A 23,849-nucleotide genomic window follows, 5' to 3' on the forward strand; every position below is an offset into this window, starting at 1 on the left:
GGCTCAGTCCGTCGCGTCGACGGGGGCCCTGACGGCGAGGACCGTGAGGTCCGAGTACGGCGTCGAGTCGGGGCCGCTCCCGCCGGCCGAGTCGCGCAGGTCGCCGAGCGTCGTTCGGGTGATTCGCTCGTCGTCGTGGGTCAGGCGTTCGAGCACGAGGGCGTCCAGCGATTCGTCCGCGCCCGAATCGAGGAGGAACTCCGCGATGTCGCCGGGCATCCAGTCGAACGGCCGCGGCAAGACGAGCAGGTGGCGTTCGCCCACCGCCTCGGCCAGTCGGTCGAGGTCGGCGTCGAGCGACCCGCTCTTGTGGAGCGTGACGAACCGCGTGTCCTCCATCGGCGTCCGGGCGCGACTCGCGGCTATCTGGAGCGACGAGATGCCCGGAATCACCCTGACCGGTGGCTCGACGGCCCGCTGGACCTTCCCGAGGAACTGGTAGCCCGAGTGGTTCGGATCGCCCATGAGGACCGCCGTCCCGCGCTCGCCGGCCGCGACGCGCCTCCCGAACTCGGACAGCGCCTCTGCTTCGTCGGCGTAGCCGCAGGTGAGCAGGTCGGCGTCGGTCTCGTCGGCGACGAAGTCGACGACCGTCTCGAAGCCGACGACCACGTCGGCCTCCCGAATCGCTCGCCGCCCGCGAGGCGTCAGATACTCCGAGTTGCCGGGGCCGATTCCGACCGCGTAGACCGGCGCGGCGGCGTCCTCGGCGTCCTCGCTGCCTCCACCAATTTCGCCGACGCTCGGTTCGGGCGCGGCCGCGGCGAACGTCGCCGGGTCCGCCCCCGAATCGAGGTCGTACGGGTCGTCCTCACTCATGGTCTTCGAGGTCGACGTCGCCGTTGCGAACGTCGCTCGCGACGTGAATCAACTCGTTCGTGAGCGCGGCCGCGAGGCCGCTCCCGCCGCGTTTTCCGACGTTCGTCACCGCGGGGATGTCGTACTCGTCGGCGATTTCGCGGACGCGTGTTCGGCTCTCTTCGGCCTTTACGAAGCCGACGGGCGTCGCGACGACGGCCGCCGGTCGGGTCCCGTTTTCGATGCAGTCGCAGAGCGCCAACGCGGCGGTCGGCGCGTTGCCGACGACCGCGATTGCGCCGTCGTAGACGCCCTGCTTGTCGAGTTCGAGCACCGCGGCCGCGGTCCGAGTCATGCCCGTCTCGGCGGCGAGTTCGGCGCCGTTGCCGATTGCCTTCCGCACCGGGCAGTCGTGGCCGCGGCCCGTGACGCCGGCCTTCGCCATCGTGATGTCGGTCACGATGGGTCGCTCGTCGAGGACGGCCCTCGCGCCCGCGACGACCGGGCCGTTCTGACAGCGAAGGAGGTGCTGGAACTCGATGTCGCCGGTCGAGTGGACCGCCTTCTGTCGCAGTCGGTCGTTCAGCGTCTCGTCGGGGACGAACGTCCGGACGATGTCCATGCTCGTCTCCGCGATGTCCATCGCGTCCCGCGTCGTCGCGCCGAGGTCGGCGTAGGCGTCTCGTTCAGTCATCTGATTGGGTTCCGGCCATGGCGTTCGTCGTGTTCGCTTCGAGGTCGCCCTCCACGGAGAGGTTGATGTCCTGCAACCGCTCTCTCACGTCGTCGTCGGCATCCCACAGGTCGCGGTCGATGGCTTCGAGGAACGTTGCGGTGATGCTTTCGAGCGCCCACGGGTTCACGTCGCGCAGCCACTCCTGTCGGTCCTCGTCGAAGGCGTAGGCGTCGGCGAGGCTTTCCCAGAGGGTGTCGCTGACGACGCCCGTCGTCGCGTCCCAGCCGAGCGCCACGTCGACCGTGGTCGAGAGGTCGCCCGCGCCCTTGTAGCCGTGTTCCTCCATGCTGTCGAGCCAGTCGGGGTTGAGGACGCGCGCCCGCATCGCCTTGCGGACCTTCTCCTCGTTCGTGTAGATGCTGACGTTGTCGGGGTCGCTGGAGTCCCCGACGTACGAGGCCGGGTCGCTCCCGGAAATCTCGCCGACAGCCGAGACGAACCCGCCGTGGAAGGCGTACCAGTCGGAGGAGTCGAACTCGTCCTGCTCGGCGGTGTCCTCGATTTTCACCGTGGCTTCGACCCCGCTCAAGCGGCGCTCGAAGGCGTCGTGGGCCTCGGTCACGCTACCGCGACTCCCGAGGGCGTAGCCGCCCCACTGGACGAACACGTCCGCGAGGTCGCTCCGGTCGTCCCACTCGCCCTCGTCGACGGCCTTGTTCGTCCCCGCGCCGTAGCCGCCGGGCGTCGTCGTGAACACGCGGTGTTTGGCCAGTTTCTCGGCCTCGTCGGCGGCGACGCCATCAGCCTCGAACTCGGCGGCGTCTTCCTCGACGTGCTTTTTCACGTAGTTCATCTCGTGGGGTTCGTCGAGTTCGACGACCGCGTCGACGGCGTCGTTGACGACGCTCGCGGCCTGCGGGAACGCGTCGCGGAACAGCCCCGAGACGCGGGTGGTCACGTCGATTCGCGGGCGGTCGAGTTCGTCCAGCGGAATCGGCTCCACGCCGTCGACGCGGCCCGCGTCGGTCCACACCGGTTCGACGCCCATGAACGCGAGCACCTGCGCGATGGTCTCGCCGCGGGTTCTGACCGTCGGCGTCCCCCACGCGACGACCCCGAACTCCTCGGGGTACTCGTCGTGGTCGCCGTAGTGGCGGTCGAGGACGCCCTCGGCGACCCGCCCGCCGACGCTCCACGCCGGCTTGGCCGGGACTTTCCGCGGGTCGAGCGTGTAGAAGTTCCGCCCGGTCGGCAGCAGGTCCACCCCGCCGCGGGTCGGCGCGCCGGAGCCGCCGGGGCGGACGTACTCGCCGGCCAGCGCGTCGGCGGTCTGCGGAATCTCGGCTTCCGCGGCCGCGACCCGCGGGGCCGCCTCGTCGCAGATGAACGCCAGCACTTCGCGGAGGTCGTCGTGCGCGCCGCGCTTGGCTCGCGCGTCGCCGAGTTGGTCGATATCGACCACGAGCAGGTTCATGTTCACCTCGTCGTCGGGGGCGGCGTCGACCTCCGACTCGGGCACGTCGAAGTCGCGTTCGGCGAGGGCCGACACCAGTTCGACGCACTGGTCGTAGACGTGGTCTGCGGCCTCCGAGAGGTACATCCCGAGGTCGTCGTCGTACGTCCCCGGTTCGTCTCGCATTCGGTCGTAATCGACGCCCATGACGCCCGCGACGCTCTCGCGGAGGCTCGGCGTGTCGGCGTTCGGGAGGCGCGTGAGCGCGACGAGGTACTCCACGAGGCGGTCGCTCTCGGGCGGTTCGCCCATCGTGTGGAGGCCCATCCGAATCTGCGTCGTCTTCACGTCGGTCAGGTACTCGTGGACGCGCTCGACGAGTTCGTCGAAATCGACGGCTTCGGGACCGACGTCGGCATCCGCGTCACCGATTGCGTCACCGACCGCGTCGGCGTCTTCGAACCCGAGTTCGACCGCGAGGTCGAGGTCGTCGACCGCGTCGAGGAGGAGTTCGCGGAGTTGGTCACCGCGCTCTGGGCGGGCCTCGTCCATGCCCGCCTCGCGGTGCTCGCGGGCGAGTTCTTCGAGGTCCGCGAGGTCGTCGTACGTTCCCGCGGTGTGCATAACCGGCGTGAGGTAGTCCACGATGGCCGCGTACGACCGGCGCTTGGCCTGCGTCCCCTCGCCGGGGTTGTTGATGATGTACGGGTAGACGTTCGGAAGGGCCGAGACCAGTTGGTCCGGGGCGCTCTCGCCGTTCAGCCCGACGGTCTTGCCGGGGAGCCATTCGAGACTGCCGTGGGTGCCGAGGTGGACCACGGCGTCGGCCTCGAACGCCTCGCGGAGCCACGCGTAGAACGCCACGTAGTCGTGCGGCGGCTGGAGGTCCGAATCGTGGTACACCTTCGAGGGGTCCATCCCGAACCCGCGCGGGGGCTGGACGGTCACGAGGACGTTCTCGAACTCGACGCCCGGAATCGCAAAGGGTCGCTCCGGCGGGTCGCCCCACTCGTCGACGACGTTGTCGCGGAAGCGGTCGTCGGCGTCGGCGAACCAGTCGGCGTACTGGTCGGGTGAGACCACGTCGACGCTCAGGTCCCGCACGTCTTCGGGCGCGACCCAGCGGTCGTCCAGCGTCAACTGCGAGGTGAGGTCGTCGATGAGCGCTTGCCCGTCCGCGGGGAGGTCGCCGACGGCGTAGCCCCGACTCCGGAGTTCGGACAGGAGGTTGACCGTGCTCGCGGGGCTGTCCATCCCGAAGGCCGTCCCGATGCCGTCGTCGCTCGGCGGGTAGTTGTGCAGGACGACCGCGACGCGCTTCTCGTCGTTCGGGAGGTGGCGGAGCCGCGCCCAGTTGACCGCGAGCCGGGCGACGTGGTCAACGCGGTCCTCGATGGGGAAGTGCTGTTTCGGCGCGCTCCCGACGCCCGCCTCGTCTTCCATCCGCTCTTTCCCGCTTATCGGGTGGGTGATGACGTTGCCGTCGAACTCGGGGAGCGCGACCGACAGCGCGAGTTCGAAGCCCATCACGCCCGTGTCGCTCGACTCGTACCGGCTTCGGGAGCGCATGGTCGTGATGGCCTGTAAGACGGGAACGCCGAGTTCGGTGAGGAACACGTCCTCGGCGTCCGCGCCCTCGTCGTCGGCGTCGCGGCCGCGCTCGCTCATCGACAGCGAGAACATGAAGGAGCTGACGACCGCGTCCACGACGGGGCCGTCGTCGTCTGAAAACCAGTTCCGCGCGACCCACTCGGCGTTCTCCTGTCCCTCCTCGTCGGTCGCGGGGTTGCAGAACGCGGGCAGGACGTTCGCGCCGAGCGATTCGAGTCGCTCCACGAGCGCGTCCACGTACCGAGTGTTCGCGTGCGTCCAGTGGGACTCGTAGAACCAGACGCCGATGGTCGGCTTGTCGGGGTCGTGAGTATCGAGCAGTTCGTCGTACTCGACGCCGGGGTAGTCCGGGTGGTAGACGCCCTCAGTCGGGAGTTCGACCGGGTCGTCGACTTCGGTCTCGACGCCGGCGTACTCGGCGGCGAGGAACCGACAGAGGTTCTCGACGTTCACCGCGCCGCCGCGGTCGAGATATTCGCAGACGCGCTCGCGGTCGGCGTCGGCGACGGTCGTGTCCTGCCGCGCGAAGGCGTCGCCGGTGGCCTCGACGACGAGCGGCACGCCCGCCGCTTCGAGTCGTTCGACCGCGTGGTCGTAGCCGGGCATGCTGTCTTCGGCTCCGTGGAGCCAGAAGACGGCCGCCGTCGTCGACTCCAACTCGTCGACGAAGGCGTCCGCGTCGGTCACGTCGTCCAAATCGCTCGCGGAGCGGACGACGAGGTCGATTCCGTCGAGTCGGCGCGCGGCCCGCTGGACCGCGCCCAACTCGTTTTCCGTCGCTGTGTACAGTCCGATTGTCGGTGTCATTGATAAAGTGTTATTGTCTTACTGCAAGTACGATTTCGTATTCGATGACGACTCAGACGCTGCCGTTTTCGGCTATCGTCGGGCAAGACGAACTGAAACGGGCGTTGTTGGCCGTCGGGGCCAACGACGACCTCGACGGACTCCTCGTTCGCGGCGAGAAGGGAACCGCGAAGTCGACCGCGGTCCGCGCCCTCGCCGACCTCCTGCCCGAACAGGAAGTCGTCGCTGGCTGTCCGTACGGCTGTCCGCCGGACCCGGACGACCCGGCCCGCCAGTGCGACTCGTGTCGCGGCCGCGACGACCCCGCGGTCGAGCGCCGGTCGGTCCCGCTCGTGACGCTCCCACTCGGCGCGACTCGCGACCGGGTCGCGGGCACGCTCTCCGTCGCCGACGCGCTCGACGGCGAGGCGTCGTTCGACCCCGGGCTCTTGGCCCGCGCGAACCGCGGTATCCTCTACGTGGACGAGGTGAACCTCCTCGACGACCACCTCGTCGACCTGCTTTTGGACGCGGCCGCGAGCGGCGTCAACCGTGTCGAGCGCGACGGGGTGAGCGTCGAACACCCCGCCGAGTTCACCCTCGTCGGGACGATGAACCCCGAGGAGGGCGACCTCCGACCTCAGCTCCGGGACCGCTTCGCCCTCCAGGCGACCGTCGTCGGCAGCCGCGACGTCGACGACCGCGTGGAGATTATCGACCGGGCGCTGGCGGGCGGCGACGACCCGGAGACGGTCGCCGACGCCCACCGCGAGGGGACCGCGGCGCTCGAAACCGCGCTCCGCGAGGCGACGGACCGCCTCGACTCGGTCGCGCTCCCGGTCGAGTTCAAGCGCGACATCGCCGAACTCTGCGTCGACGCCGGCGTCGAGGGCCACCGCGCCGACATCGCCATCGCCCGCGCGGCCCGTACCCTCGCGGCGCTCGACGGCCGGACGAAGGTGCTCGAAGGCGACGTGCGCGAAGCGGCCGCGCTCGCGCTCCCGCACCGACTCCAGAGCCGCCCGTTCGACGACGACCCGGACGTCGACGACGTGCTCGACGACCACTTCGACGAGGCGGACGGCCGGGACGACGGCGACGGAGAGCAGGACGGTGGCGGTGACGGGAGCGAAGGTGCCGGTGGCGACGGTGGAGGCGACGGCCGCAACGACGACGGTGGCGAGGAAGCCGGTTCCGACGCCGCGAGAGAGGGTTCCGATTCCGATGCTGGGGACGGCGATGACGGGGACGATGCCGGCGGCGACGACCGAGGTGGAGCGGTCGGCGGAGCCGACGAGAGCGGACCCGAAGACGGCGATTCGGAAGACGGGACTTCCGGAGACGGCGATACCGACGACTCCGCAGACGACGACCCCGACGAAGCAACGCCGCTTCTCCCCGGGCAGAGCCGGGCCGCCATCGGCGACGTCGAGCGGCCGCCGGTCGAGGACGCGGCCCTCGACGCGGAGACGCCGGGCGACGGGAGCCGCGCCGCAGTTCGGGAGTCGCGGCAGGGGCGAGGCTCGCGGGTGCGGACCGAACCGGCGACCGAGACCGACGACATCGACGTGCCGGCGTCGGTCCGGGCCGCCGCCTCGGCCGGTCGGTCCCGCGTCACCCGGTCTGACCTCAGAACCGCGGTCGCCCGCGGGTCGGCCGCGACGCTCGTCGTGTTCGTCGTGGACGCGAGCGCGTCGATGCGCGCCGCGATGCGGCGGGCGAAAGGCACCGTGCTGTCGCTCCTCGAAGACGCCTACGAACAGCGCGACGAGGTCTCGTTCGTCGCGGTCGCCGGCGACGACGCCGAGGTGTTGCTCCCGCCCACCGACAGCGTCACGCTGGCGGCGCGGCACCTGAAGGAACTCCCCACGGGCGACAGGACGCCGCTTCCGTCCGGGCTGGACGCCGCCCGTCGGGTCATCGACCGCTCGGACGCCGCCGGCGCGCTCGTCGTCGTCGTCACTGACGGCCGGGCCAACGTCGCGGACGGCAGTCCCACCGGACAGACCCGGTCGGCGGCGCGGAACCTCGCCACCGCCGACGCCTCGGTCGTCGTCGTCGATGCCGGCGACGGCGGTATCGGAGTGACCGACATCCTCGTCTCCGAGACGGGCGCGCGGCGCATCCCGCTGTCCGACCTGTCGGCCGAGCGGGTCGCCGAGGCCGCGCGCTCCGCGGACGGGCAGTAGCGGGGACTCGGTCGTCTCTTTTGGCATGGTGTGTTCCTATCGAATCGGTCGCGTGTGGAGTCGATACGCCCCGCGAGTGACGCCCTCGTCGTGGTACTCGACCGGCTCTTCGACCACCGCGAGGACGCCCCCGCCCGCGGCGACGGCGGTCGGGATTCCGGGGAGTCCCTCCGTTTCGACGTGTCCCGCGTCGGGGGCGAAAACGTGGACGCCGTGGCGCTCTGCCTCCCGCTCTCGGAAGTGCTGGGCGGACGGCACGAACACCCGCGAGTCGGTGGCGGCGGCCGCCCGTGCGAATCCGCCGGTGTCGCGGGTCCACAGACGGTCGCCTCCGGCGACTGAGACGCCGACCGCGGTGTGTTCGTCGGGGTGTCGCGCGTCCGGGTCGCGGGTCGACTCGGCGAACGTGTTCCCCGTGACGAAGACGGCGGTTCCGTCGGCGACGCAGACGTGGTTCGGGTAGGCGTAGACGGTCTCGTCGCCGACGCGGCGCTCGGTCGCGAGGTCGAGTCGCCACCGCGTCTCCCCGTCGAAATCGATGAGGTAGCCGCGTTTGTCGCCGTGGCTGGCGACGGCCAGCGCGTCGCCCGCGAAGGCCACGTCGCCGACGCGTCGGTCCCCGTCGGTGTCGGGGTCCCACGACGCGACCCGCGCCCCGGAGTGTGCGTCGAGGAGAATGAGGCCGTCCTGTTCGGGGTTCGGACAGCGGTTGTACGCGACGGCGACGCGGTCCCCCTCGGCAGCGACCGCGATGGGCGACGCGTGGACGTGTCTGCGCCACGCGAGTCGCCCGCCTCGGTCGAACCCGAGGACGACGCTCCGCCAGACCCTGTCCTCGCCGTCCCGCTCGTAGCGCCGGGCGGCGACGACGACCCTGTCGCCCGTCACCGCGAGGTCGACGACGTACGGTCGGAAGAACAGCGAGTCTTTCGTCGCCGTGCCCACGTCGTCAGCCGTCGCGTACGTCCAGCGGGTGACGCCCGTCTCGGCGTCGAGGACGCGAACCAGCCCGTCGCCGCCGCGCTCGCCGACGACGAGCAGCTCGTCGCTCCCGGCCATCGACACCACGGAGTGCTCGCCGCGCGTCCGCCAGCGCTCGCCGGCGTCGGGCGCGGCGTCGGAGGCACTGGCCGCGTCGGCAGTAGTCTCCAGCGCCATAACGCGGCCGTCCGCGGTCCCGACGAAGACGGCGTCGTCGGTCGCTTCGACCGCGGAGCGCGCCCAGTTGTGGCGACTGCTCGCGGGCTCGACTTCCCCGAGGTCGCGGCAGACCGTGAGTGGGGACGGTGCCATCGGGCTCAGTCCTCGACGGGAAAGGCGTCGTGGAGCGTGTGGTGCGCCTCTCCGAGGTCGTCGAGGAACGCATCGGCTCCCTCGCGGATGCGGCGAAGCGACCGCTCTGCGTCGCGGACGGCGACGAGCCGTCCCCGGAGGTAGCCCGATTGCGGGTCGTCGTCGTCGATTCGCGTCGCCTCTTCTTCGAGGTCGACGAGCGCGGCGTCGAGATGCCGCTGGGCCTCGTCGAGGGTAGTCGCGTTCGCGAGCGCCTGAATCGGGCCGGCGTCGTCGAGGTAGTCCTCGAGTTCGGCTTCCGCGTGTCGCTTCGCGTGTTCGTCGGTCGTTCCGGTGATGTTTAACAGCGCGAGTCGGAGCGCTTCGAGTTCTGCGCAGGCCATGATTAGAGTGATTGGTGGACGAGGTTCGAGACGATGCGGTCCCGTTCGAGGTGGGACGAGACGATGCGGTCGGTGTCGTCGGGCGTCACACCGCCGTACCAGACGCTGTCGGGGTAGACGGCGACGATCGGGCCGTCGCCGCACTGGCCGAGACACGAGCTTCGAGAGACGTGCACGTCGCAGTCATCGGCGTCGCGCACGCCCTGTCTGAGCTCTTCGAGGACGGTCGCCGCGCCGCTGGCGGCGCAGGTCTGGTTCGTGCAGACCGCGACGTGTTTCTCGGGGGCGTCGTGGACGTGCGGGTCGTCGTCCACGTCGGTTCGGTCGGCGTGTTCGGCCTGATGGACGAGCGAGCGGAGCATCGCGCGCGCGCCGCCCTCGTCGTCCTCGTAGCCGGTGAGTTCGACCTTGTACTTGCAGGTGTCGCAGGACATCTCGACGCTCCCGGTGCGGGCCTCTCGATACCGGTCGGCGAGCGTCTCGACCACCCGGTCGTCCGCGCCGAGCGGTCCCGACGCGCCGGCGTCGACGTAGGGGTACTCCTCGTCGAACGTCTCGGCCGTGTCCACGATTCGCCCCGTCAGCACGCCGTCGCCGAGCATGTACGGGAGGACGACGACCGCGTCCGGGCGGTCCTTGGCGACGGTGTGAAGCGTCTCCTCCAACCGGGGCGTGGTGACGCCGATGAACGCCGATTCGACGCGGGTGAACCCGCGGCCCTCGTACAGCAGGCGCGCCAGTTTGTGCACGTCGCCGTTCGAGTCGGGGTCGCTCGACCCGCGGGCGCAGAGCACGACCGCCACGTCGTCGTCCTCGCGGTCGACGCCGAGGTCGGACTCGACCGCCCGCGCCCGCTCGTCCAGCAGGTCGACGAGCGAGGGGTGGATGCCGAGGTGCGACCCGAACCGGAACTCGGTGTCGTCGTGGGTCGCGCGGGCCCGCTGGACCGCCAGCGGCACGTCGTTTTTCACGTGGCTCGCGGCGAAAAGCGAGAGCGGGACGACGGTCATCGTCCGGCAGGTCGGTGCCATCGTCTCGATTGCGTCGTCTATCGAGGGCTCGGCGAGTTCGATGTACGCCGCGTCGACCGGAACCGACAGCCGCGACTCCAACTTCGCGGCGAGCGTCCGCACCTGCTCGTTAGACTCCTCGCGGCGCGAGCCGTGGCCGACGAGGAGGACGGCGTCGTCGTCGAGCGCTGGGTCGGGCCGTTCGAGGCTCATGCGTTCTCGGCCTCTTCGAGACTGCGGACGAGCTTTCGGCGCCGCGTCGGCGCGAACAGGCTCGTCTCGTCGCTGCCCTCGTAGACCCACTCGCCGAAGCCGGCGGCCGCGTCGTCGTCGATACCGAACCAGTAGCCACCCGACGAGGTCTCCTGAATCGGGCCGGTCGGCGCGTCGACCGGACAGGCGTCGAGCAGTCGGTCCACGGTGTCGAGGAGCGCCCGGTCGTGGTGGACGAACGAGATGCCGACCGTCCCCGCCGAGGACTTGAAACAGACCGTCCCGCAGGATTCGAGGAGCCCCCGAAGGAGCTGTTTTCGCCGGTCTTCGAACACATCGAAGCGGTAGCCGCCGGCGTCGTCACCGACGGGGAGACCGAACGCGGCGCTCGCGCGTCTGACCACGTCGCCTTCGACCATGACGTGGTACTCGTCTTTGACGCGGGTGACGGCGGTGTTGTGCGCGTATTCTCGCTCCGTCTCTCGGCGGTCGATGTCGCCGCCGCCGGCGATGGCCGCGAGGCGGTTCGCGCAGGTCTCGTCGTTCGTCAGCGCCGTGAACTGCCCCCGCTCGACGCGGCCGCCGCCGGCGACGTGGCCCCACAGGTAGGCCGTCTCGGGCGCGCTCTTCAGGAGGTCGTCCGCAGGGTCGACGCCGGCGTCGCTCACGCGTCCACCTCCCGTACCGAAATCGCGCCGGGCGGACAGGCTCGCGCCGCGAGTGTCGCGTCGTCATCCGCCTCGGCGTCGCCTTCGAGGAGGGCGACGACGCGTTCGTCGCTGCGCTCGACGCGCACGACGCCGGCCGCGTCGGGGTCGATCGTGGCGAGCCCGTCGTCGTCCTCGACGAACCGCCCGTCGCGGGCGAGACAGGCGAAGATGCCGTCGCAGGCGTCTCGGTCGATTGCGATTTCGAACATCTCAGTACTCGTACTTCTGCTCGTAGCCCCGCGGCGTCACCATCCGGTCGTCCCAGACGTACGTCTCCTCGTTGCCGACCAGAAGCGTCGTCGTCATGTCCACGAGGTCGGTCTCGCCGAGGTCGGGCAGTTCGCGGAGTTCGACGATTTCGACTTCCTCGTCGTCGCGGCCCGCGTCGTGGACGATGCCGACCGGCGTGTCGGGCGCGCGGTGTTCGAGGAGAATCTCGCAGCACTTCTCGTAGTTCGCCCGGCGCTTGCGGCTCCACGGGTTGTAGATGGCGATGGTGAAGCCCTCCTTGGCGGCCGCGTGGAGGCGCGACTCGATGGTCGGCATCGAGGTCAAGTGGTCCGAGAGGCTGATGGTCACGGTGTCGTTGACGAGCGGCGCGCCCAGTCGGGCCGCGCAGGACTGCGCCGCCGGGACGCCGGCGACCACGTCGAAGTCGACCATGCTCGCGGTCGCGCCCTTCGATTCGAGGATTTCGAGCGCGAGCCCGGCCAGCGCGTACACGTTGGGGTCACCGCTCCCGACGATGGCCACGTCGTTGCCGGCGAGCGTTCGGTCGACCGCCTCCTCGGTCCGAGAGACCTCGCCGCACATCGGCGTCGAGTAGATGTCGTCTGCGCCCTCGACGATGTCGTCTGGGAGGAGTTCGATGTAAGTCGTGTAGCCGACGATGTGGTCGGCCTCGCGGAGGGTGTCTTTCGCCAGCGTGGTCATCTCGCTCGCGCGACCGGGACCGAGGCCGACGGCGACGAGTTGCCCCGGTTCGCCGTCGAAGTCCTCGATGGTCGCTTCGACCTTCTCGGCGGTCTGTCCCTTCTTCGAACCGCCCGAACTGCCGCCGCACTTCGAAGCAGCGTCGCCGTCGCCCTTCGAGGACGACGCGCCACACCTCGATTCTGAGTCGGCTGCGTCAGTCGATTCCGCCGTCGCTCCGCCGCACTTCGATTCGGATTCCGTGTCTGATTTGCTCATGCGTTAGAAGTCGTCGACGTCGCGCCCGCCGCGGGGCGTGACGAGATACGTTTCGTAGTCGTTGCTCCAGGGTTCGGTCTCGTGGGTGCCGATGAGAATCGAGGTTCCCATCCCGCCCACGTCGTCGTCGTGGGCTTTCGCGTCGCCGAGGGTCGTCACCGAGAACGTCTCGTCGTCCAGATTGCGGCCCGCCTCGCCGCGGCCGGCGTCGTTGAAGATGCCGACCGGTACGTCGTCGGCCCGCTCCTCGCGGACCACGTCGATGGCGCGTTCGTAGTTCCGCCAGCAGTTGTACAGGACGATGACGAAGCCGCTGATGGCGGCCGCGCGCAGTTTCTCTTCGATTTCGTCCCAGCCGCGCCACTTGTCGGACAGCGAGACCGTACAGAAGTCGTTCGACAGCGGCGCGCCCATCATGGCCGCGCCGCCGAGCGCCGCGGTGACGCCGGGGACGATTTCGATTGGCACGTCGGTCGCCTCGTCCGTCTCCGCCATCGTGAACACGAGGTCGGACTTCCCGTAGACGTTCGGGTCGCCGCCGGAGACGTGGACCACGTCCTCGCCGTCGCGGACGCGCCCGAACGCCTCGCGGGTCAGTTCGACTTGCTTTCCCATCGACGAGCGGACGACTTCCGGCCCCTCGTCGCTTTCTTCGGGTGGGAGCGTTCCGTCGTCGCGAAGGAACTCCTGATAGAGGTTCGAAGCGACCACGCAGTCCGAGGTCGAAACGAGTTCCTTCGCCCGCTGGGTCATGTGGTCCGGGAGGCCCGGGCCGATGCCGACGACGTAGAGCGTCCCGTAGTCGTCGGGCACCTCGTCGCGGCCGCTGGAGCCGGACGCCGGTTCGCCGCCGTCGCTCATCGTCCCACCGCCACGGTCACGGCGTCGTCGTAGCGCCGCTTTTCGACGACCAGTTCGTGGTCGCGGCCGCCGGCGATGGCGCTCGCCTCGGCGATGCCGGGCCAGCCGATGAGTTCCTTCGACCGCGAGGGCGTCGGCCCCTCGAACTCGGAGAGGGTCTCCTTTTCGAAGTAGACGACGCCCGCGCCGATTTCCTCGGCAGCGTCGAGCATACCGGGTTCGTCCGCCTTTCGCGTGCCGGTGGCGACGAACTCCACGTCGTCCCAGTCGCGGTCGGCGTCGTCGAGCGCCCGCTCCCACGCCGTCAGGAACTGCGCTTTCTTCGCGCCGGAGACGCTCCCGGTCCCGAGGACGACGCCGTCGTCGCCGTTGCGCTTCAGGACTGTCACGTCGTCGCCGACGAGGACCGCCTTCGGGCCGTCGAGTCGGGCGACCGGGCCGAGTTCGTCGTTGAGGACGGCGAGGTTCGTCGCCACGGTCGAATCGCCGTTGACGACGTGGGAGTCGAGCGCCTTCGCCTTGCTCTCGACGCCCTGTTTGCCCGCGGCCTCCGAGGCGGTCGTCATCGCCGGGACGGCCCCGAGTTTCGAGAGGTCGTAGGCGACTTGGTTCGCGCCGTGGTGGCCGCCGGTGAGCGGAATCGCCCACGTCAGTTCCTCGTCGACGACGACGACCGCCGGGTCCTCCCACTTGTCGTCGAGGAGGCCCGCGGTCTTCCGCATGGCGATGCCGCTGGCCATGAGGCCGACGAAGCAGTCGTACTCGCCCCAGTGGTCGGCGAACACGTCGCCGTGGTAGGTGAGCACGTCTATCCGGTCGTAGTCGTCCGCGAGGTCGCGCTTGATTTCTTCCGCCGTGTCGAGCTTTCGTTCGAAGCTGACGATGGCGATTTCGTCGGCGACCTCGCCGTCGCTGTCGGGAGTACTACAGTGGCCGCTTTCGGAGTCTGTCGAGTTGCCGCTCATTGTGTCTGCCCCTCTGTTTCAGAATCGGGTTCGTCGTTCGGCGCGTCGCCGCCGCGGGCCCAGTCGCCGTAGAGGAACGACCGCTCGTAGTTCGAGCCGTTCACCGCCTCGCCGATGATGACGAGCGCCGAGGCGCGGTAGCCCGCGTCTTCGACCCGCTGGCCGATGGTCTCGATGGTCCCCTCGATAACGTCTTCGTCAGGCCACGAGGCGTGGTAGACGACCGCGACGGGCGTGTCGGGGTCGTGGCCCTCGTCCAGTAGTCGGTCCATCGTCTCGGCGACGGCGTGGGTGCCGAGGTAGATGCAGACCGTGGTGTCGCCGAAGCCGACGAAGTCGCCGATGTGGTCTTCCTCGGGCGAGAGCGTCCGACCCCGCGGTCGAGTGAAGACGACGTGGTTCGAGACCTCGTTCAGCGTCAACTGGGTGCGGAGCGTCGCGCTCGCGGCGAACGCGGAGGTGACGCCGGGGACGAGGTAGCTCGGAACGCCCGCCTCGGCTAGCGCGTCCATCTGCTCCAAGGCGGCCCCGTAAATCGCCGGGTCGCCGCTGTGGAGTCGGACGACGGTCCGGCCCGACTCGTAGGCCTCCGCCATCAGGGGAATCAGCTCTTCGAGGTCCTTGCCGACGCTGTTGACTCGTTCGGCGTCGGCGCAGAACTCGTCTAAGAGCTCGCTGTTGACGAGCGACCCCGCGTGAACCACGAGGTCGGCGTCCTCGACGAGTTTTCTTCCGGCGACAGTGAGCAGGTCCGGGTCGCCCGGTCCCGCGCCGACGAAGGGGATTCCCTCCTCGTCGGTGAAGCCGGTGTCCGCGTCGCCGTCGACGCTCACGCCGACCCTCCCGATTCGACGCCGTCGAACGCGGCGGTCGCCACCTCGCGCTCGACGCCCTCGCGCTCCGCGTAGGCCAGCGTGTAGTAGTCGCGCTCCGCGAGTTCGTCGGGGTCGTCGGTGACGACCGTCTCGCCTTGCTCCATGAACAGGCGGCGGCCGAACCGAACGTCGTAGCCCGCCTCGGTCAGTTTCTCGTGGGTCGTCGGCGCGTCGGTGACCTTGAACAGCACCATGCGGTCGGGGCCGGTCGGCGCGGAGCCGTTCGCGGCCTCGCGGAGCGCGAGCCCTGTCCCGGACTCGATTTCGACGCCGAGCACGGTCGTGAAGGCCGTCATCGCGCTCACGCCGGGGACGACTTCGAGGTCGACCTCGGGGTGGAACGCGTCGAGGGTGCGGCGGAGGTGCCCGAACGTCGAGTAGACGTTGGGGTCGCCGAGGGTCACGAACGCCACGTCCTCGGACTCGGCGCGGGCGGCCACCTCGGCGGCCGCCTCCTTCCACGCGCGGCGGAGTTCGTCGGGGTCGCGCGTCATCGGGAAATCGAGGTCGCCGATACGCTCCTCGGGGACGTGGTTCAGCGCGACCGTCCGCGAGAGTCGGCCGGGCGAGTAGACCACCGCCGCCGATTCGAGCAGGCGTTTCCCCTTGACGGTCACGAGGTCGGCGTCGCCGGGGCCGAGACCGATGCCGTAGACGGTCATAACCCCTCCGCGTCGCGTCGGCCGACGACGACGTAGACCGGGTTGTTCGACCGGAAGCTCGTCGCGCCGGCGAGTTCGTAGCCGTGGCTCACCTGCAGCTGGACGACCTCCGAGAGCAGGTCGCGCTCGCGGAACGCCTCGATGGCGTCGCCGGCGGGCTCGACCCGCGAAACGTTCATCACGACCCGGTCCACGCCGGTCTCGACGGCGTGGTCGAGGACGGCCTCGAAGTTTCGACTGCCACCGATGAACATCGCGTCGGCGTCGGCCGGGAGGCCGTCGGGAGCCTCCGCGTCGCGGAGCGTCACGTCGGCGTCGTACTCGTTCGCCCCGAGGTTCTTCCGCGTCACGTCCAGCCGCTTCGGTTTCCGTTCGACGGCGGTCACGCGCTCGACCCGCCGGGCCGCCTCGATGGTGATCGAGCCGGTACAGGAGCCGACGTCGACGAAGTGGTCCGTCGGCCGCAAGCCGAGTTTGTCGAGCGTGACCGCTCTCACCTCCGGTTTCGTGGGTCCCGCCTTGGCGTCGTGCGGGAGCGTTACCTGTGACATTCGACTCGACAATCCGGGCGCGGTTTGAAAACAATTGTGCTTGGAGTACAGCAAATTAACTTTCATAAAATCGCCCCGCCGAGTTATTAAATCTAAGTTGTCGAAACACAATCTGGCTTGTCTTCGAAAGTTTTACAACCGGACTTGGTTTTCATCAATCTGAGTTTATCATGGCTACGGCGAACACCGTCAACGGCCGAATCGAACGCGCCCGAACCGAACTGTCTCCCACGCAGATGGCCGCGGGACTCCTCTTCATCGCCGCGTTGGGCTTTACGCTCCTGTTCGTGCAGGACCCGCTCGTCCACGACTCGCTGCACAACTTCCGCCACGCGGCCGGTATCGCCTGCCACTGACGATGTTCGCCGAGTACCTGACGCGGGGAGTGAAGGCGGGACTGGTCGCCGGACTGGTGTTCGGCTTGTTCATGGCCATCGTCGCCAACCCCCTCGTCGCCTACGCGGACGAACTGAACCACGCCGCCGTCGAGGAGAGCGCCCACAGCCACGAGGCGGAGAGCGCCCACAGCCACGACGCGGAGGGGACTCACAGCCACGAGTCCGACGGCGCTCACAGCCACAAGTCCGGAGGCACCCACGCCGGCGAAGGCGGCGGCCATCACGACACCGCGGTGTCGATGGCGGTCACGAAGGCCGTGAGCGTCGCGGCCGGCGGGCTGTGGGGCGTCGTGCTCGGCGGCGCGTTCTTCGGGGTCGCGTTCTTCTTCCTCGAACCGGCGATACCCGGTCCCAACGCCGCGAAGAGCTACCTGATGGGGTTCGCAGGGTTTGTCACCGTCTCGGGCGCGCCGTGGCTGGTCCTCCCGCCGGCCGCGCCGGGCGCGGAGCAGTCGCTTTCGGCGGCGACGCGGCTCCCGCTCTACGCTGGGATGATGCTCGCCGGGGCGCTCGCCTGTCTCTCGGCCGGCTACGCCTACGTCCGCCTGCGCGAGTCGAGCGGCCTCGTCGCGGCCGCCGTCGGTGCGGTCGTTCCGTTCGGTCTGCTCGCGGCCGTCGCCGTCGTCGCCCCCGATAACGCGGTTCACGGGGCGCTGTCGCCGACGCTCGAAACCGGACTCGCCGGACTGTTCGCCTTTGGACAGCTCCTCTTGTGGCTGGTCCTCGCGGCGGCGCACGCCCAGTTCCGGTCGTCGGGCGAGTCCGAGTCGGCGACCCCGATTGCGGGCCGGGACGCGGCTCCCGCGGCCGACTGATGCGCGACCGAACCGACGAGGTCCGCGAGCACGGCTTTACCGACCACGTGCTGGTCTGTACGAACAGCCGAGAGTCCGACTACGCCGACTGCGCCGAGGCCGACGGCACGGCGGTGTACGACGCGGTGACCTCGTGGTTGCGCGACCGTGGCGTCTTCTGGTCGCGGGTCCACGTCGCCGAAACGAGCTGTCTCGGGCTCTGTAGCACCGAGGGGGCCGCGGTCGCCATCCACCCGCGAAACCGGTGGTACTCCGACGTTCGTCCGGACGACGTGCCGGCGCTGTTGGCCGACGAGTTCGGTCCCGACGCGTCGAACCTCGGCGTTCGACCCAATCGCTGACCGTCTCGGCGACGAGCTCCGGCGTCTGCGCCGCGCCCGTCTCACCACCGTCTTGCCGCTATCTCCGTGACGAGGCCGGGATTGGACGCAGAACAATAATATCGTTGCACTTCTGATTACGGTTCATGGACGAGAAGGACCTTCGAATCCTCAAGGCTATCGGGACGCTCGAATCGGGGAGTCCCGACCGGATAACCGAGGAGACCGGCATCCCGAAGTCGACCGTTCACTACCGCCTCGAACGGCTCCAAGAGCAGGGAATCATCAAGAACGACATCTTCGACATCGACTTCGAGAAGGCCGGACTGAATCTCACGCTCATCACCGAGGTCTGGGCCGAGTACGGCTCGGAGTACCACAAGGAGGTCGGCGACAAACTCGGCGAGGTGCCCGGCGTCAACCAGGTGTATTTCACGCTCGGCGACACCGACTTCGTCCTGATTTCGCACCTCGCCTCGCGCGCGATGGTCGAGGACCTCATCTCGGAGTTCGAGGAGATAGACGAGATTTCGCGGACGAGTTCGACGTTCGTCATCACGACCATCAAGGACGAGCCGAACCCGCTGAACGACTACGAACTCGAAGAACTGAAAGACGCGCTGCTTCCCGACGTGTCGTAACGCGGTCCGCGTCGCATCCGAATTCTACCGCACCGCGCTTCGACCGCCGGAGGCGGCTTAGTCTTCGAGTTGCTGGGCGCTCAGGTGCGCCTTGGCCTCCGTCCGGGTCGGAAGCCCGCCGGCGACGGCCAACAGGACGACGCCGAGCAGGCACCAGCCGCCGACCATCGCCCACTCGTAGGGCCACGCCAGCGCCGAGGGCGAGCCGGGGAGGTAGAGGCCGACGAAGAACACCGTCAGCAGCAGGCCGAGAGCGCCGACCGCGTAGCCCGCCGGGAGCTTGAACGGCCGGTCGAAGTCGGGGTCGCGGTACCGGAGCACGAGGAACGAGACGACGACGAGGAACCACGCCGACACCATGCCGAGGCCCCCGGCGTTGACGACCCACACGAGCATCTGCTCGCCGAACAGGGGCGCGAGCGCCGCGAGGCCGCCGACGAGCACGATTGCGGTCGACGGCGTGTCGTGGTCGTCGTGAATCGTCGCGAGCCGCTCGGGGAGCATGTTCGAGTCGGCCATCGCGTAGATGGCGCGACTGGCTCCGAGGACGAAGCCGTTCCAGCTCGTGAGGATGCCCGCGAGGCCGGCCAGCGCCATGATGCGGCCGATGGTCACGCTGTCGAACGCGATTTCCATCGCCGTCGCCGCGGGGAGCGAGCTCTCGACGAGCGTCGCGCCCGTGGCGACCTGTCCGGCCGCCCAGATGACGGCGATGTAGAACGCGGCGGCGCAGGCGACCGAGAGGCCGATGAGCCCGCCGAGGAGCTTCGGCGACACGTCGGCCTCGCCCGCGGCCTGCGGAATCACGTCGAAGCCGACGAACATGAACGGCGTCATGATGGCGACCGTGAACACGCCGCCGATGCCGGCTCCCGCGAGCGGCGGCGACGACGGCGAGGTGCCGTTGAACAGCGCGCCGAGGAGGAGCGTCAGGCCGGACAGCGTGATGACGAGCGCGAGAATCGCCTGGAACTGCGCGGCCGGGCGGACCCCCCGGTAATTGAGGTACGTGATGACCACGGAGCCGATGACGCCCGTCGCCACCCACGTGCCGTAGACCGGCTGGCCGGCGACCGTCCAGAGTTCGAACACGTTGAAACCGGGGACGATGTACGCGAGGGCGCTCGGGAGCGCCACCGCCTCGAACGCGACGACGCTGATGTAGCCGAAGATTATCGCCCACGTGCAGACGAACGAGCCGGCCGGCCCCAACGCCCGCATGCTGTAGACGTGTTCGCCGCCGACGAAGGGCATCGCCGAGGCGAGTTCGCCGTAGATGAGCGAGACGACGAACACCATGAACCCACCGAGGACGAACGCCGAAATCGCGCCGGTGACGCCGCTCTGGTCGATGAAGTACCCCGTCTGTACGATCCAACCCCATCCGATCATCGCCCCGAGCGCGAGCACGAACACGTCGCGCTTCGAGAGGACGCGTGAGAGTTTTCCTGTCATGGTTATGATTGACATCACCACATTCTAACTTACTCACTATATATCTTACTGTGTTCAATTTTTAGAGGAAATAAGGAACACAGTTCAATAGAGAATCATGGTCTGGAACGACAAACTGGCCGACGATTCACCGGAAAATCGGCAAACGGCCGGCGGTTCGAATGGTAGTCAACTCGCAGAATCGAAAAAAAGCGTCCGCGTTCGATTCGGTTTGATTCGCCTTCCGGGCGTCGCCGCCGGTGTTGTCGCGGCTGTCGCGCCGAGTTCCTGTTCGGTTACTCGTCGGCGGGCGCGTCCTCGACCCAGACCGTCTTCGTGTTGACGAACTCTCGAATCCCGTGTCGGGAGAGTTCGGTCCCGTAGCCCGAGTTTTTCGTCCCGCTGAACGGGACCCGCGGGTCCGACGCGACGATGTGGTTGACGGCGACGTTGCCCGCGGTGAGCCTCGTCGTGAGCGCCTCGCCGCGTTCGGCGTCGGCCGTCCAGACGCTCGCGCCGAGGCCGAAGGGCGTGTCGTTCGCCACGCGGACCGCGTCCTCCTCGTCTTCGACCCTGATGACGGTGGCGACGGGACCGAACAGTTCCTCGGTCCTCGCGGGCGCGCCGTCGGGCACGTCGGTCAGCACCGTCGGCGGATAGTAGTGGCCGGGTCGGTCGAGCGGTTCGCCGCCGAGTCGGAGCGTCGCGCCGGCGTCGACGGACGCCGTGACCTGTTCGTGGAGCGTCTCCATGAGGTCTGCTCTCGCCTGTGGCCCCACATCAGTCTCGGGGTCCGTTGGGTCGCCGACGGTCAGCGCGCGCATCTCTTCCGTGAAGCGTTCGACGAACTCGTCGTAGACGCCCTCGTGGACGAGGAAGCGCTTCGCGGCGATACACGATTGGCCGTTGTTCTGGGTTCGTGCCCGCGCGGCCTGCTTCGCGGTCGCTTCGAGCGGCGCGTCGTCGAGGACGATGAACGGGTCGCTCCCGCCGAGTTCGAGCACCGTCGGCTTGAGTTCGCGGCCGCTCGTCTCCGCGACGGCCCGCCCGGCGCGGGTGCTTCCGGTCAGACTCACGCCCCGAACCCGGTCGTCTTCGATGACGCCGGCGACGCGCTCGGCGGGAATCTGCAGCGAGGTGAACACGTCGTCGGGATAGCCCGCCCGCTCGAAGACGGAGGCGATGGCGTCGGCACAGCCGAAGACGTTCGGCGCGTGCTTGAGCACGGCGACGTTGCCGGCGGTGATGTGCGGGGCCGCGAACCGGAACACCTGCCAGAACGGGAAGTTCCACGGCATCACCGCGAGCACCGGGCCGATGGGCTCGGAGGAGACGTACGTCTTCGACCCCGGCACGGTGCCGATGTGCTCGTCCTGCAGGAACTCGGAGGCGTGTTCGGCGTAGTAGTCGCAGACCCACGCGCACTTTTCGACCTCGGAGACCGCCTGCGCTATGGGCTTGCCCATCTCTTCTGTCATCAGGCTCGCGTACTCCTCGCTGTGCTCGCGCAGCACGTCGGCCGCGGACGCGAGCAACTTCTCGCGCCGCGAAATCGGGGTCTCGCGCCACGATTCGAACCGGTCCCACGCGGCGTCCAAGCGCGCGTCGACCGTCGCCTCGTCGTGTTCCTCGTGCGTCTCGATGACTTCCTCGGTTGCGGGGTTGATGGATTTCATGGTCGGCTCTCGGGAGCGCGGCGGTCGCTCGCGACTCCCGCTTGCCCCGACTGTCGTCCCATATATTGATAAATGTTCCAGTAGAGTGGGATTATTTGGACTGTGTTCAACACGTCCTCGGTGGCGAACGGAGTCGAGTACGAGGTATCCAGCCACGTTCGGGTTCCGCGCGACCGTTTCGTGACCGAAGCCGACGAGTAGATTTGAACTTTATCCCATACAGAATAATTTATTAGGATTCAGTTTAGACTTTGTGTTCATGAGAGAACGGGAGACGAACTCGTCGGTCGAGGCGGCGTACGACGACTACCTCATGCCGATTTGGAAATCGCTGAACGTCCCGGTCGAGCGGGCGTCCGGTTGCACCCTCGAGGACTTCGACGGCAACGAGTACCTCGACGTGTTCTCCGGCATCTCGGTGACGAACGTCGGACACAACAACGAGGCCGTCGTCGAGGCCGCGACCGAGCAGTTAGAGGAGTTCGTTCACGGCTGTTCGTACGTCCACCCGAACCGGCCGGTAGCCGACCTCGCGGAGACTATCGCCGAGGTGACGCCGGGCGACCTCCAGAAGTCCTTCTTCTGCAACTCCGGCACTGAGGCGGTCGAGGGGGCCATCAAGCTCGCCCGGAAGTACACCGGCTCCAAGGAGGTCATCTCGCTGGAGATGGGCTTCCACGGCCGAACCCTCGGAAGCCTCGCGCTCACCGGCAACAGGGCCTACAAGCAGGACATGGCCCCGACGATTAACGACGTGGCTCACACCGCGCCGCCGTACGCCTACCGCTGCCCCCGCTGCGACGGCGACACCTGCGGCGCGGACTGCGCCGACGCGCTCGAACGGGTCATCGGCTCGCACACCAGCGGCGACCTCGCGGCGGTCGTCGTCGAACCCGTCATGGGCGAGGCCGGCATCGTCGTCCCCTCGGAGGCGTGGCTCAAGCGCGTCCGGGACATCGCCCACGACCACGGCGCGCTCCTCATCGCCGACGAGGTCCAGACCGGCTACGGCCGCACCGGCGAACTGTTCGCCAGCGAGCACTTCGGGGTCGAACCGGACATCCTGACGCAGGCGAAGGGCATCGCCAACGGTCTGCCCCTCGGCGCGTTCACGGCCCCCGCGGAAATCGCCGACGCGTTCGGCTCCGGCGACCACCTCTCGACGTTCGGCGGCAACCCCGTCGCCTGCGCGGCCGCACTGGCGACTATCGAGGAACTGGAGAACGGTATCATCGACACCGCCCGCGAGAACGGCGAGTGGCTCTCGGCCGAACTCGCCACGCTCGAATCGGACTACGACGTGGTCGGCGAGGCCCGCGGCCTCGGACTGATGCAGGGAATCGAACTCGTCGACCCGGAGACGACCGGCCCGCAGCACGTCGCTCCCGCCCCCGACAAGGAACTCGCCGCCGCGGTCGGCGAGCACCTCCGCGAGGAGTCCAACGTCGTCATGGGCGTCGGCGGCTACTACAAGAACGTCATGCGCTTCCAGCCGCCGCTGACGATTTCGCAGGCGCAACTCGGCGAGGCCGTCGACGCGCTCCGAGTCGCGCTGGACGACCTGGCCTGAAAAGAGTCCTCCCTCCCGCGCTACCGACCGATTCAGGGGCGGTCCAGCTCTTTGTCCCACGCCTTCCACGTCTTCAGAAGCGGGATGATGGTGTAGTCGTCGACGATTTCCTCACCGTCGAAGAGGTCCCAGACGTACTCCTTCAGCGCGTTCAGGTCGGTGTGCCACGCGCTGAAGACGAGGTCGTACTCGCCGAGACAGGAACTCGTGTTGTAGACGAGTCCCTCGTCGATGAGCATCGTGATGAACTCGGTCCGCACGTCCGAAGAGACGTGCTGGTTGAACGAGACGAGCACCTGTGCGTCGGCGAGGTCGGCCTCCTGGAGGACGATGACCGCGAGGATTTCGAGCACGTCGCTCTCTTGAAGCTTCTCGCGGCGGCGACGAACCGCGGTCCGGGAGAGGCCGACGCGCTCGGCGAGCTCCGTGTCTGAGATGCGGCCGTTCTCGTTGAGCGCGCGGAATATCTCGTAGTCGTGCTCGTCGAGGTAGTTTTCGAGGACCGCCTCCGGCGTGTTCGGGTCGGACGGGGCGTCGGCGGACGTGAGGTCGGGGTTTTCCATGGTCGGATGTATTCGGGGGTGCGATTTGAAACTGCTGGTGGCGTAATCGAATCAAAACGACACGTAAGTTGTGCCGAATTGGCTAGTCAACGCGTCGGGGCGGGGTGGTGGTACGAGTTAGTTCGGTCGCGGGACGCCGCGCGAAACGCGGCGTCGAGGGCGATTCAGCGGTTCGGACGGCGGTGGGACTGCGGCGACTGCGTCG

The 23,849-nt window shown here is 68.5% G+C and carries 23 protein-coding genes; 6 read left to right on the forward strand and 17 right to left on the reverse strand.

From position 1 onward, the window contains the following. Positions 1–3: 3 nt before the first annotated feature. The 3 genes from C5B91_RS16290 to cobN are packed head-to-tail and all read right to left on the reverse strand — an operon-like array spanning position 4 to position 5,345. Complete coding sequence (locus C5B91_RS16290) at positions 4–819, reverse strand: cobalt-precorrin-7 (C(5))-methyltransferase (RefSeq protein ID WP_115820062.1); 816 nt, start codon at positions 817–819, stop codon at positions 4–6. Further along, complete coding sequence (locus C5B91_RS16295; RefSeq protein WP_115820061.1) at positions 812–1,492, reverse strand: precorrin-8X methylmutase; 681 nt, start codon at positions 1,490–1,492, stop codon at positions 812–814. The genes C5B91_RS16290 and C5B91_RS16295 overlap by 8 nt, the downstream gene beginning before the upstream one ends. Next, entirely contained in the window at positions 1,485–5,345 is a 3,861-nt protein-coding gene (gene cobN, locus C5B91_RS16300; protein ID WP_115820060.1) for a cobaltochelatase subunit CobN, read from the reverse strand. The genes C5B91_RS16295 and cobN overlap by 8 nt, the downstream gene beginning before the upstream one ends. Before the next feature lie 44 nt (positions 5,346–5,389). On the opposite strand from cobN, the gene C5B91_RS16305 reads away from it, so the two are divergent. After that, on the forward strand, positions 5,390–7,513 hold the full coding sequence (locus C5B91_RS16305) for a VWA domain-containing protein (protein WP_115805595.1): 2,124 nt from the start codon (positions 5,390–5,392) through the stop codon (positions 7,511–7,513). 36 nt (positions 7,514–7,549) lie between these two features. Here C5B91_RS16305 and C5B91_RS16310 read toward each other — a convergent pair whose 3' ends face one another. The 11 genes from C5B91_RS16310 to cbiT are packed head-to-tail and all read right to left on the reverse strand — an operon-like array spanning position 7,550 to position 16,227. Beyond that, positions 7,550–8,806, reverse strand: coding sequence for a PQQ-binding-like beta-propeller repeat protein (locus C5B91_RS16310; RefSeq protein WP_115820059.1), 1,257 nt, complete (start codon positions 8,804–8,806; stop codon positions 7,550–7,552). A gap of 5 nt (positions 8,807–8,811) precedes the next feature. Continuing rightward, complete coding sequence (locus C5B91_RS16315; RefSeq protein WP_008097013.1) at positions 8,812–9,189, reverse strand: DUF3209 family protein; 378 nt, start codon at positions 9,187–9,189, stop codon at positions 8,812–8,814. A gap of 2 nt (positions 9,190–9,191) precedes the next feature. Further along, the gene (locus tag C5B91_RS16320) at positions 9,192–10,412 is read right to left on the reverse strand and encodes a CbiX/SirB N-terminal domain-containing protein (RefSeq protein ID WP_115820058.1); all 1,221 of its coding nucleotides are present in this window, start codon (positions 10,410–10,412) and stop codon (positions 9,192–9,194) included. Next, the gene (locus C5B91_RS16325; RefSeq protein ID WP_115820057.1) at positions 10,409–11,080 is read right to left on the reverse strand and encodes a cobalamin biosynthesis protein; all 672 of its coding nucleotides are present in this window, start codon (positions 11,078–11,080) and stop codon (positions 10,409–10,411) included. Before C5B91_RS16325 ends, C5B91_RS16320 begins: the two co-directional genes overlap by 4 nt. Further along, positions 11,077–11,331, reverse strand: a complete 255-nt coding sequence (locus tag C5B91_RS16330) for a ferredoxin (protein ID WP_008097009.1) — start codon at positions 11,329–11,331, stop codon at positions 11,077–11,079. The genes C5B91_RS16325 and C5B91_RS16330 overlap by 4 nt, the downstream gene beginning before the upstream one ends. 1 nt (position 11,332) lies before the next feature. Beyond that, positions 11,333–12,313 (reverse strand): precorrin-3B C(17)-methyltransferase, encoded by a 981-nt coding sequence (gene cobJ, locus C5B91_RS16335; RefSeq protein WP_115820056.1) that lies wholly within the window; start codon positions 12,311–12,313, stop codon positions 11,333–11,335. A gap of 3 nt (positions 12,314–12,316) precedes the next feature. Next, positions 12,317–13,174 carry a precorrin-3B C(17)-methyltransferase gene (locus C5B91_RS16340; RefSeq protein ID WP_049968713.1) on the reverse strand — a complete coding sequence of 286 codons (858 nt, stop codon included), beginning with the start codon at positions 13,172–13,174 and terminating at the stop codon, positions 12,317–12,319. Continuing rightward, positions 13,171–14,139, reverse strand: a complete 969-nt coding sequence (gene cbiG / locus C5B91_RS16345) for a cobalt-precorrin 5A hydrolase (protein WP_049968712.1) — start codon at positions 14,137–14,139, stop codon at positions 13,171–13,173. The genes C5B91_RS16340 and cbiG overlap by 4 nt, the downstream gene beginning before the upstream one ends. Further along, positions 14,136–14,972 carry a precorrin-4 C(11)-methyltransferase gene (gene cobM / locus C5B91_RS16350; protein ID WP_008097005.1) on the reverse strand — a complete coding sequence of 279 codons (837 nt, stop codon included), beginning with the start codon at positions 14,970–14,972 and terminating at the stop codon, positions 14,136–14,138. The genes cbiG and cobM overlap by 4 nt, the downstream gene beginning before the upstream one ends. Beyond that, the gene (locus C5B91_RS16355; protein WP_049968711.1) at positions 14,969–15,676 is read right to left on the reverse strand and encodes a cobalt-factor II C(20)-methyltransferase; all 708 of its coding nucleotides are present in this window, start codon (positions 15,674–15,676) and stop codon (positions 14,969–14,971) included. Before C5B91_RS16355 ends, cobM begins: the two co-directional genes overlap by 4 nt. Further along, the gene (gene cbiT, locus C5B91_RS16360; protein WP_115820055.1) at positions 15,673–16,227 is read right to left on the reverse strand and encodes a precorrin-6Y C5,15-methyltransferase (decarboxylating) subunit CbiT; all 555 of its coding nucleotides are present in this window, start codon (positions 16,225–16,227) and stop codon (positions 15,673–15,675) included. The genes C5B91_RS16355 and cbiT overlap by 4 nt, the downstream gene beginning before the upstream one ends. Before the next feature lie 170 nt (positions 16,228–16,397). Here cbiT and C5B91_RS16365 point away from each other — a divergent pair, with 170 nt between their 5' ends. The 4 genes from C5B91_RS16365 (at position 16,398) to C5B91_RS16380 (ending at position 18,401) form a co-directional block, all read left to right on the forward strand. Beyond that, complete coding sequence (locus C5B91_RS16365) at positions 16,398–16,583, forward strand: CbtB domain-containing protein (RefSeq protein WP_008097001.1); 186 nt, start codon at positions 16,398–16,400, stop codon at positions 16,581–16,583. A 2-nt stretch (positions 16,584–16,585) separates the two neighbouring features. Then, the gene (locus C5B91_RS16370; RefSeq protein WP_115820054.1) at positions 16,586–17,440 is read left to right on the forward strand and encodes a CbtA family protein; all 855 of its coding nucleotides are present in this window, start codon (positions 16,586–16,588) and stop codon (positions 17,438–17,440) included. Continuing rightward, complete coding sequence (locus C5B91_RS16375) at positions 17,440–17,781, forward strand: ferredoxin (RefSeq protein ID WP_049968708.1); 342 nt, start codon at positions 17,440–17,442, stop codon at positions 17,779–17,781. Before C5B91_RS16370 ends, C5B91_RS16375 begins: the two co-directional genes overlap by 1 nt. A gap of 125 nt (positions 17,782–17,906) precedes the next feature. After that, entirely contained in the window at positions 17,907–18,401 is a 495-nt protein-coding gene (locus C5B91_RS16380) for an Lrp/AsnC family transcriptional regulator (RefSeq protein WP_008096998.1), read from the forward strand. 57 nt (positions 18,402–18,458) lie between these two features. Here the strand turns inward: C5B91_RS16380 and C5B91_RS16385 are convergent, their stop codons facing one another. Both C5B91_RS16385 and C5B91_RS16390 read right to left on the reverse strand, forming a co-directional pair. Continuing rightward, positions 18,459–19,871 (reverse strand): APC family permease, encoded by a 1,413-nt coding sequence (locus C5B91_RS16385; protein WP_115820053.1) that lies wholly within the window; start codon positions 19,869–19,871, stop codon positions 18,459–18,461. 260 nt (positions 19,872–20,131) lie between these two features. Beyond that, on the reverse strand, positions 20,132–21,511 hold the full coding sequence (locus C5B91_RS16390; protein ID WP_049968707.1) for an NAD-dependent succinate-semialdehyde dehydrogenase: 1,380 nt from the start codon (positions 21,509–21,511) through the stop codon (positions 20,132–20,134). A 259-nt stretch (positions 21,512–21,770) separates the two neighbouring features. Between C5B91_RS16390 and C5B91_RS16395 the strand changes: the two genes are divergently transcribed. After that, positions 21,771–23,081, forward strand: a complete 1,311-nt coding sequence (locus C5B91_RS16395; RefSeq protein WP_008096995.1) for an aspartate aminotransferase family protein — start codon at positions 21,771–21,773, stop codon at positions 23,079–23,081. Between the two features lie 32 nt (positions 23,082–23,113). On the opposite strand, the gene C5B91_RS16400 is transcribed toward C5B91_RS16395, so the two are convergent. Then, positions 23,114–23,644, reverse strand: coding sequence for an Lrp/AsnC family transcriptional regulator (locus tag C5B91_RS16400; protein WP_007274222.1), 531 nt, complete (start codon positions 23,642–23,644; stop codon positions 23,114–23,116). Positions 23,645–23,849 lie beyond the last annotated feature (205 nt).

It is taken from the genome of Haloferax sp. Atlit-10N (genome assembly GCF_003586325.1).
Classification (GTDB): Archaea; Halobacteriota; Halobacteria; order Halobacteriales; family Haloferacaceae; genus Haloferax; species Haloferax prahovense.

What these genes read in the sequence shown, in the direction of transcription:
- C5B91_RS16290 (WP_115820062.1), bottom strand. Translation starts at nt 819, where the DNA reads ATGAGTGAGGACGACCCGTACGACCTCGATTCGGGGGCGGACCCGGCG.
- C5B91_RS16295 (WP_115820061.1), bottom strand. Translation starts at nt 1,492, where the DNA reads ATGACTGAACGAGACGCCTACGCCGACCTCGGCGCGACGACGCGGGAC.
- cobN (WP_115820060.1), bottom strand. Translation starts at nt 5,345, where the DNA reads ATGACACCGACAATCGGACTGTACACAGCGACGGAAAACGAGTTGGGC.
- C5B91_RS16305 (WP_115805595.1), top strand. Translation starts at nt 5,390, where the DNA reads ATGACGACTCAGACGCTGCCGTTTTCGGCTATCGTCGGGCAAGACGAA.
- C5B91_RS16310 (WP_115820059.1), bottom strand. Translation starts at nt 8,806, where the DNA reads ATGGCACCGTCCCCACTCACGGTCTGCCGCGACCTCGGGGAAGTCGAG.
- C5B91_RS16315 (WP_008097013.1), bottom strand. Translation starts at nt 9,189, where the DNA reads ATGGCCTGCGCAGAACTCGAAGCGCTCCGACTCGCGCTGTTAAACATC.
- C5B91_RS16320 (WP_115820058.1), bottom strand. Translation starts at nt 10,412, where the DNA reads ATGAGCCTCGAACGGCCCGACCCAGCGCTCGACGACGACGCCGTCCTC.
- C5B91_RS16330 (WP_008097009.1), bottom strand. Translation starts at nt 11,331, where the DNA reads ATGTTCGAAATCGCAATCGACCGAGACGCCTGCGACGGCATCTTCGCC.
- cobJ (WP_115820056.1), bottom strand. Translation starts at nt 12,313, where the DNA reads ATGAGCAAATCAGACACGGAATCCGAATCGAAGTGCGGCGGAGCGACG.
- C5B91_RS16340 (WP_049968713.1), bottom strand. Translation starts at nt 13,174, where the DNA reads ATGAGCGACGGCGGCGAACCGGCGTCCGGCTCCAGCGGCCGCGACGAG.
- cbiG (WP_049968712.1), bottom strand. Translation starts at nt 14,139, where the DNA reads ATGAGCGGCAACTCGACAGACTCCGAAAGCGGCCACTGTAGTACTCCC.
- C5B91_RS16355 (WP_049968711.1), bottom strand. Translation starts at nt 15,676, where the DNA reads ATGACCGTCTACGGCATCGGTCTCGGCCCCGGCGACGCCGACCTCGTG.
- cbiT (WP_115820055.1), bottom strand. Translation starts at nt 16,227, where the DNA reads ATGTCACAGGTAACGCTCCCGCACGACGCCAAGGCGGGACCCACGAAA.
- C5B91_RS16365 (WP_008097001.1), top strand. Translation starts at nt 16,398, where the DNA reads ATGGCTACGGCGAACACCGTCAACGGCCGAATCGAACGCGCCCGAACC.
- C5B91_RS16370 (WP_115820054.1), top strand. Translation starts at nt 16,586, where the DNA reads ATGTTCGCCGAGTACCTGACGCGGGGAGTGAAGGCGGGACTGGTCGCC.
- C5B91_RS16375 (WP_049968708.1), top strand. Translation starts at nt 17,440, where the DNA reads ATGCGCGACCGAACCGACGAGGTCCGCGAGCACGGCTTTACCGACCAC.
- C5B91_RS16380 (WP_008096998.1), top strand. Translation starts at nt 17,907, where the DNA reads ATGGACGAGAAGGACCTTCGAATCCTCAAGGCTATCGGGACGCTCGAA.
- C5B91_RS16385 (WP_115820053.1), bottom strand. Translation starts at nt 19,871, where the DNA reads ATGTCAATCATAACCATGACAGGAAAACTCTCACGCGTCCTCTCGAAG.
- C5B91_RS16390 (WP_049968707.1), bottom strand. Translation starts at nt 21,511, where the DNA reads ATGAAATCCATCAACCCCGCAACCGAGGAAGTCATCGAGACGCACGAG.
- C5B91_RS16395 (WP_008096995.1), top strand. Translation starts at nt 21,771, where the DNA reads ATGAGAGAACGGGAGACGAACTCGTCGGTCGAGGCGGCGTACGACGAC.
- C5B91_RS16400 (WP_007274222.1), bottom strand. Translation starts at nt 23,644, where the DNA reads ATGGAAAACCCCGACCTCACGTCCGCCGACGCCCCGTCCGACCCGAAC.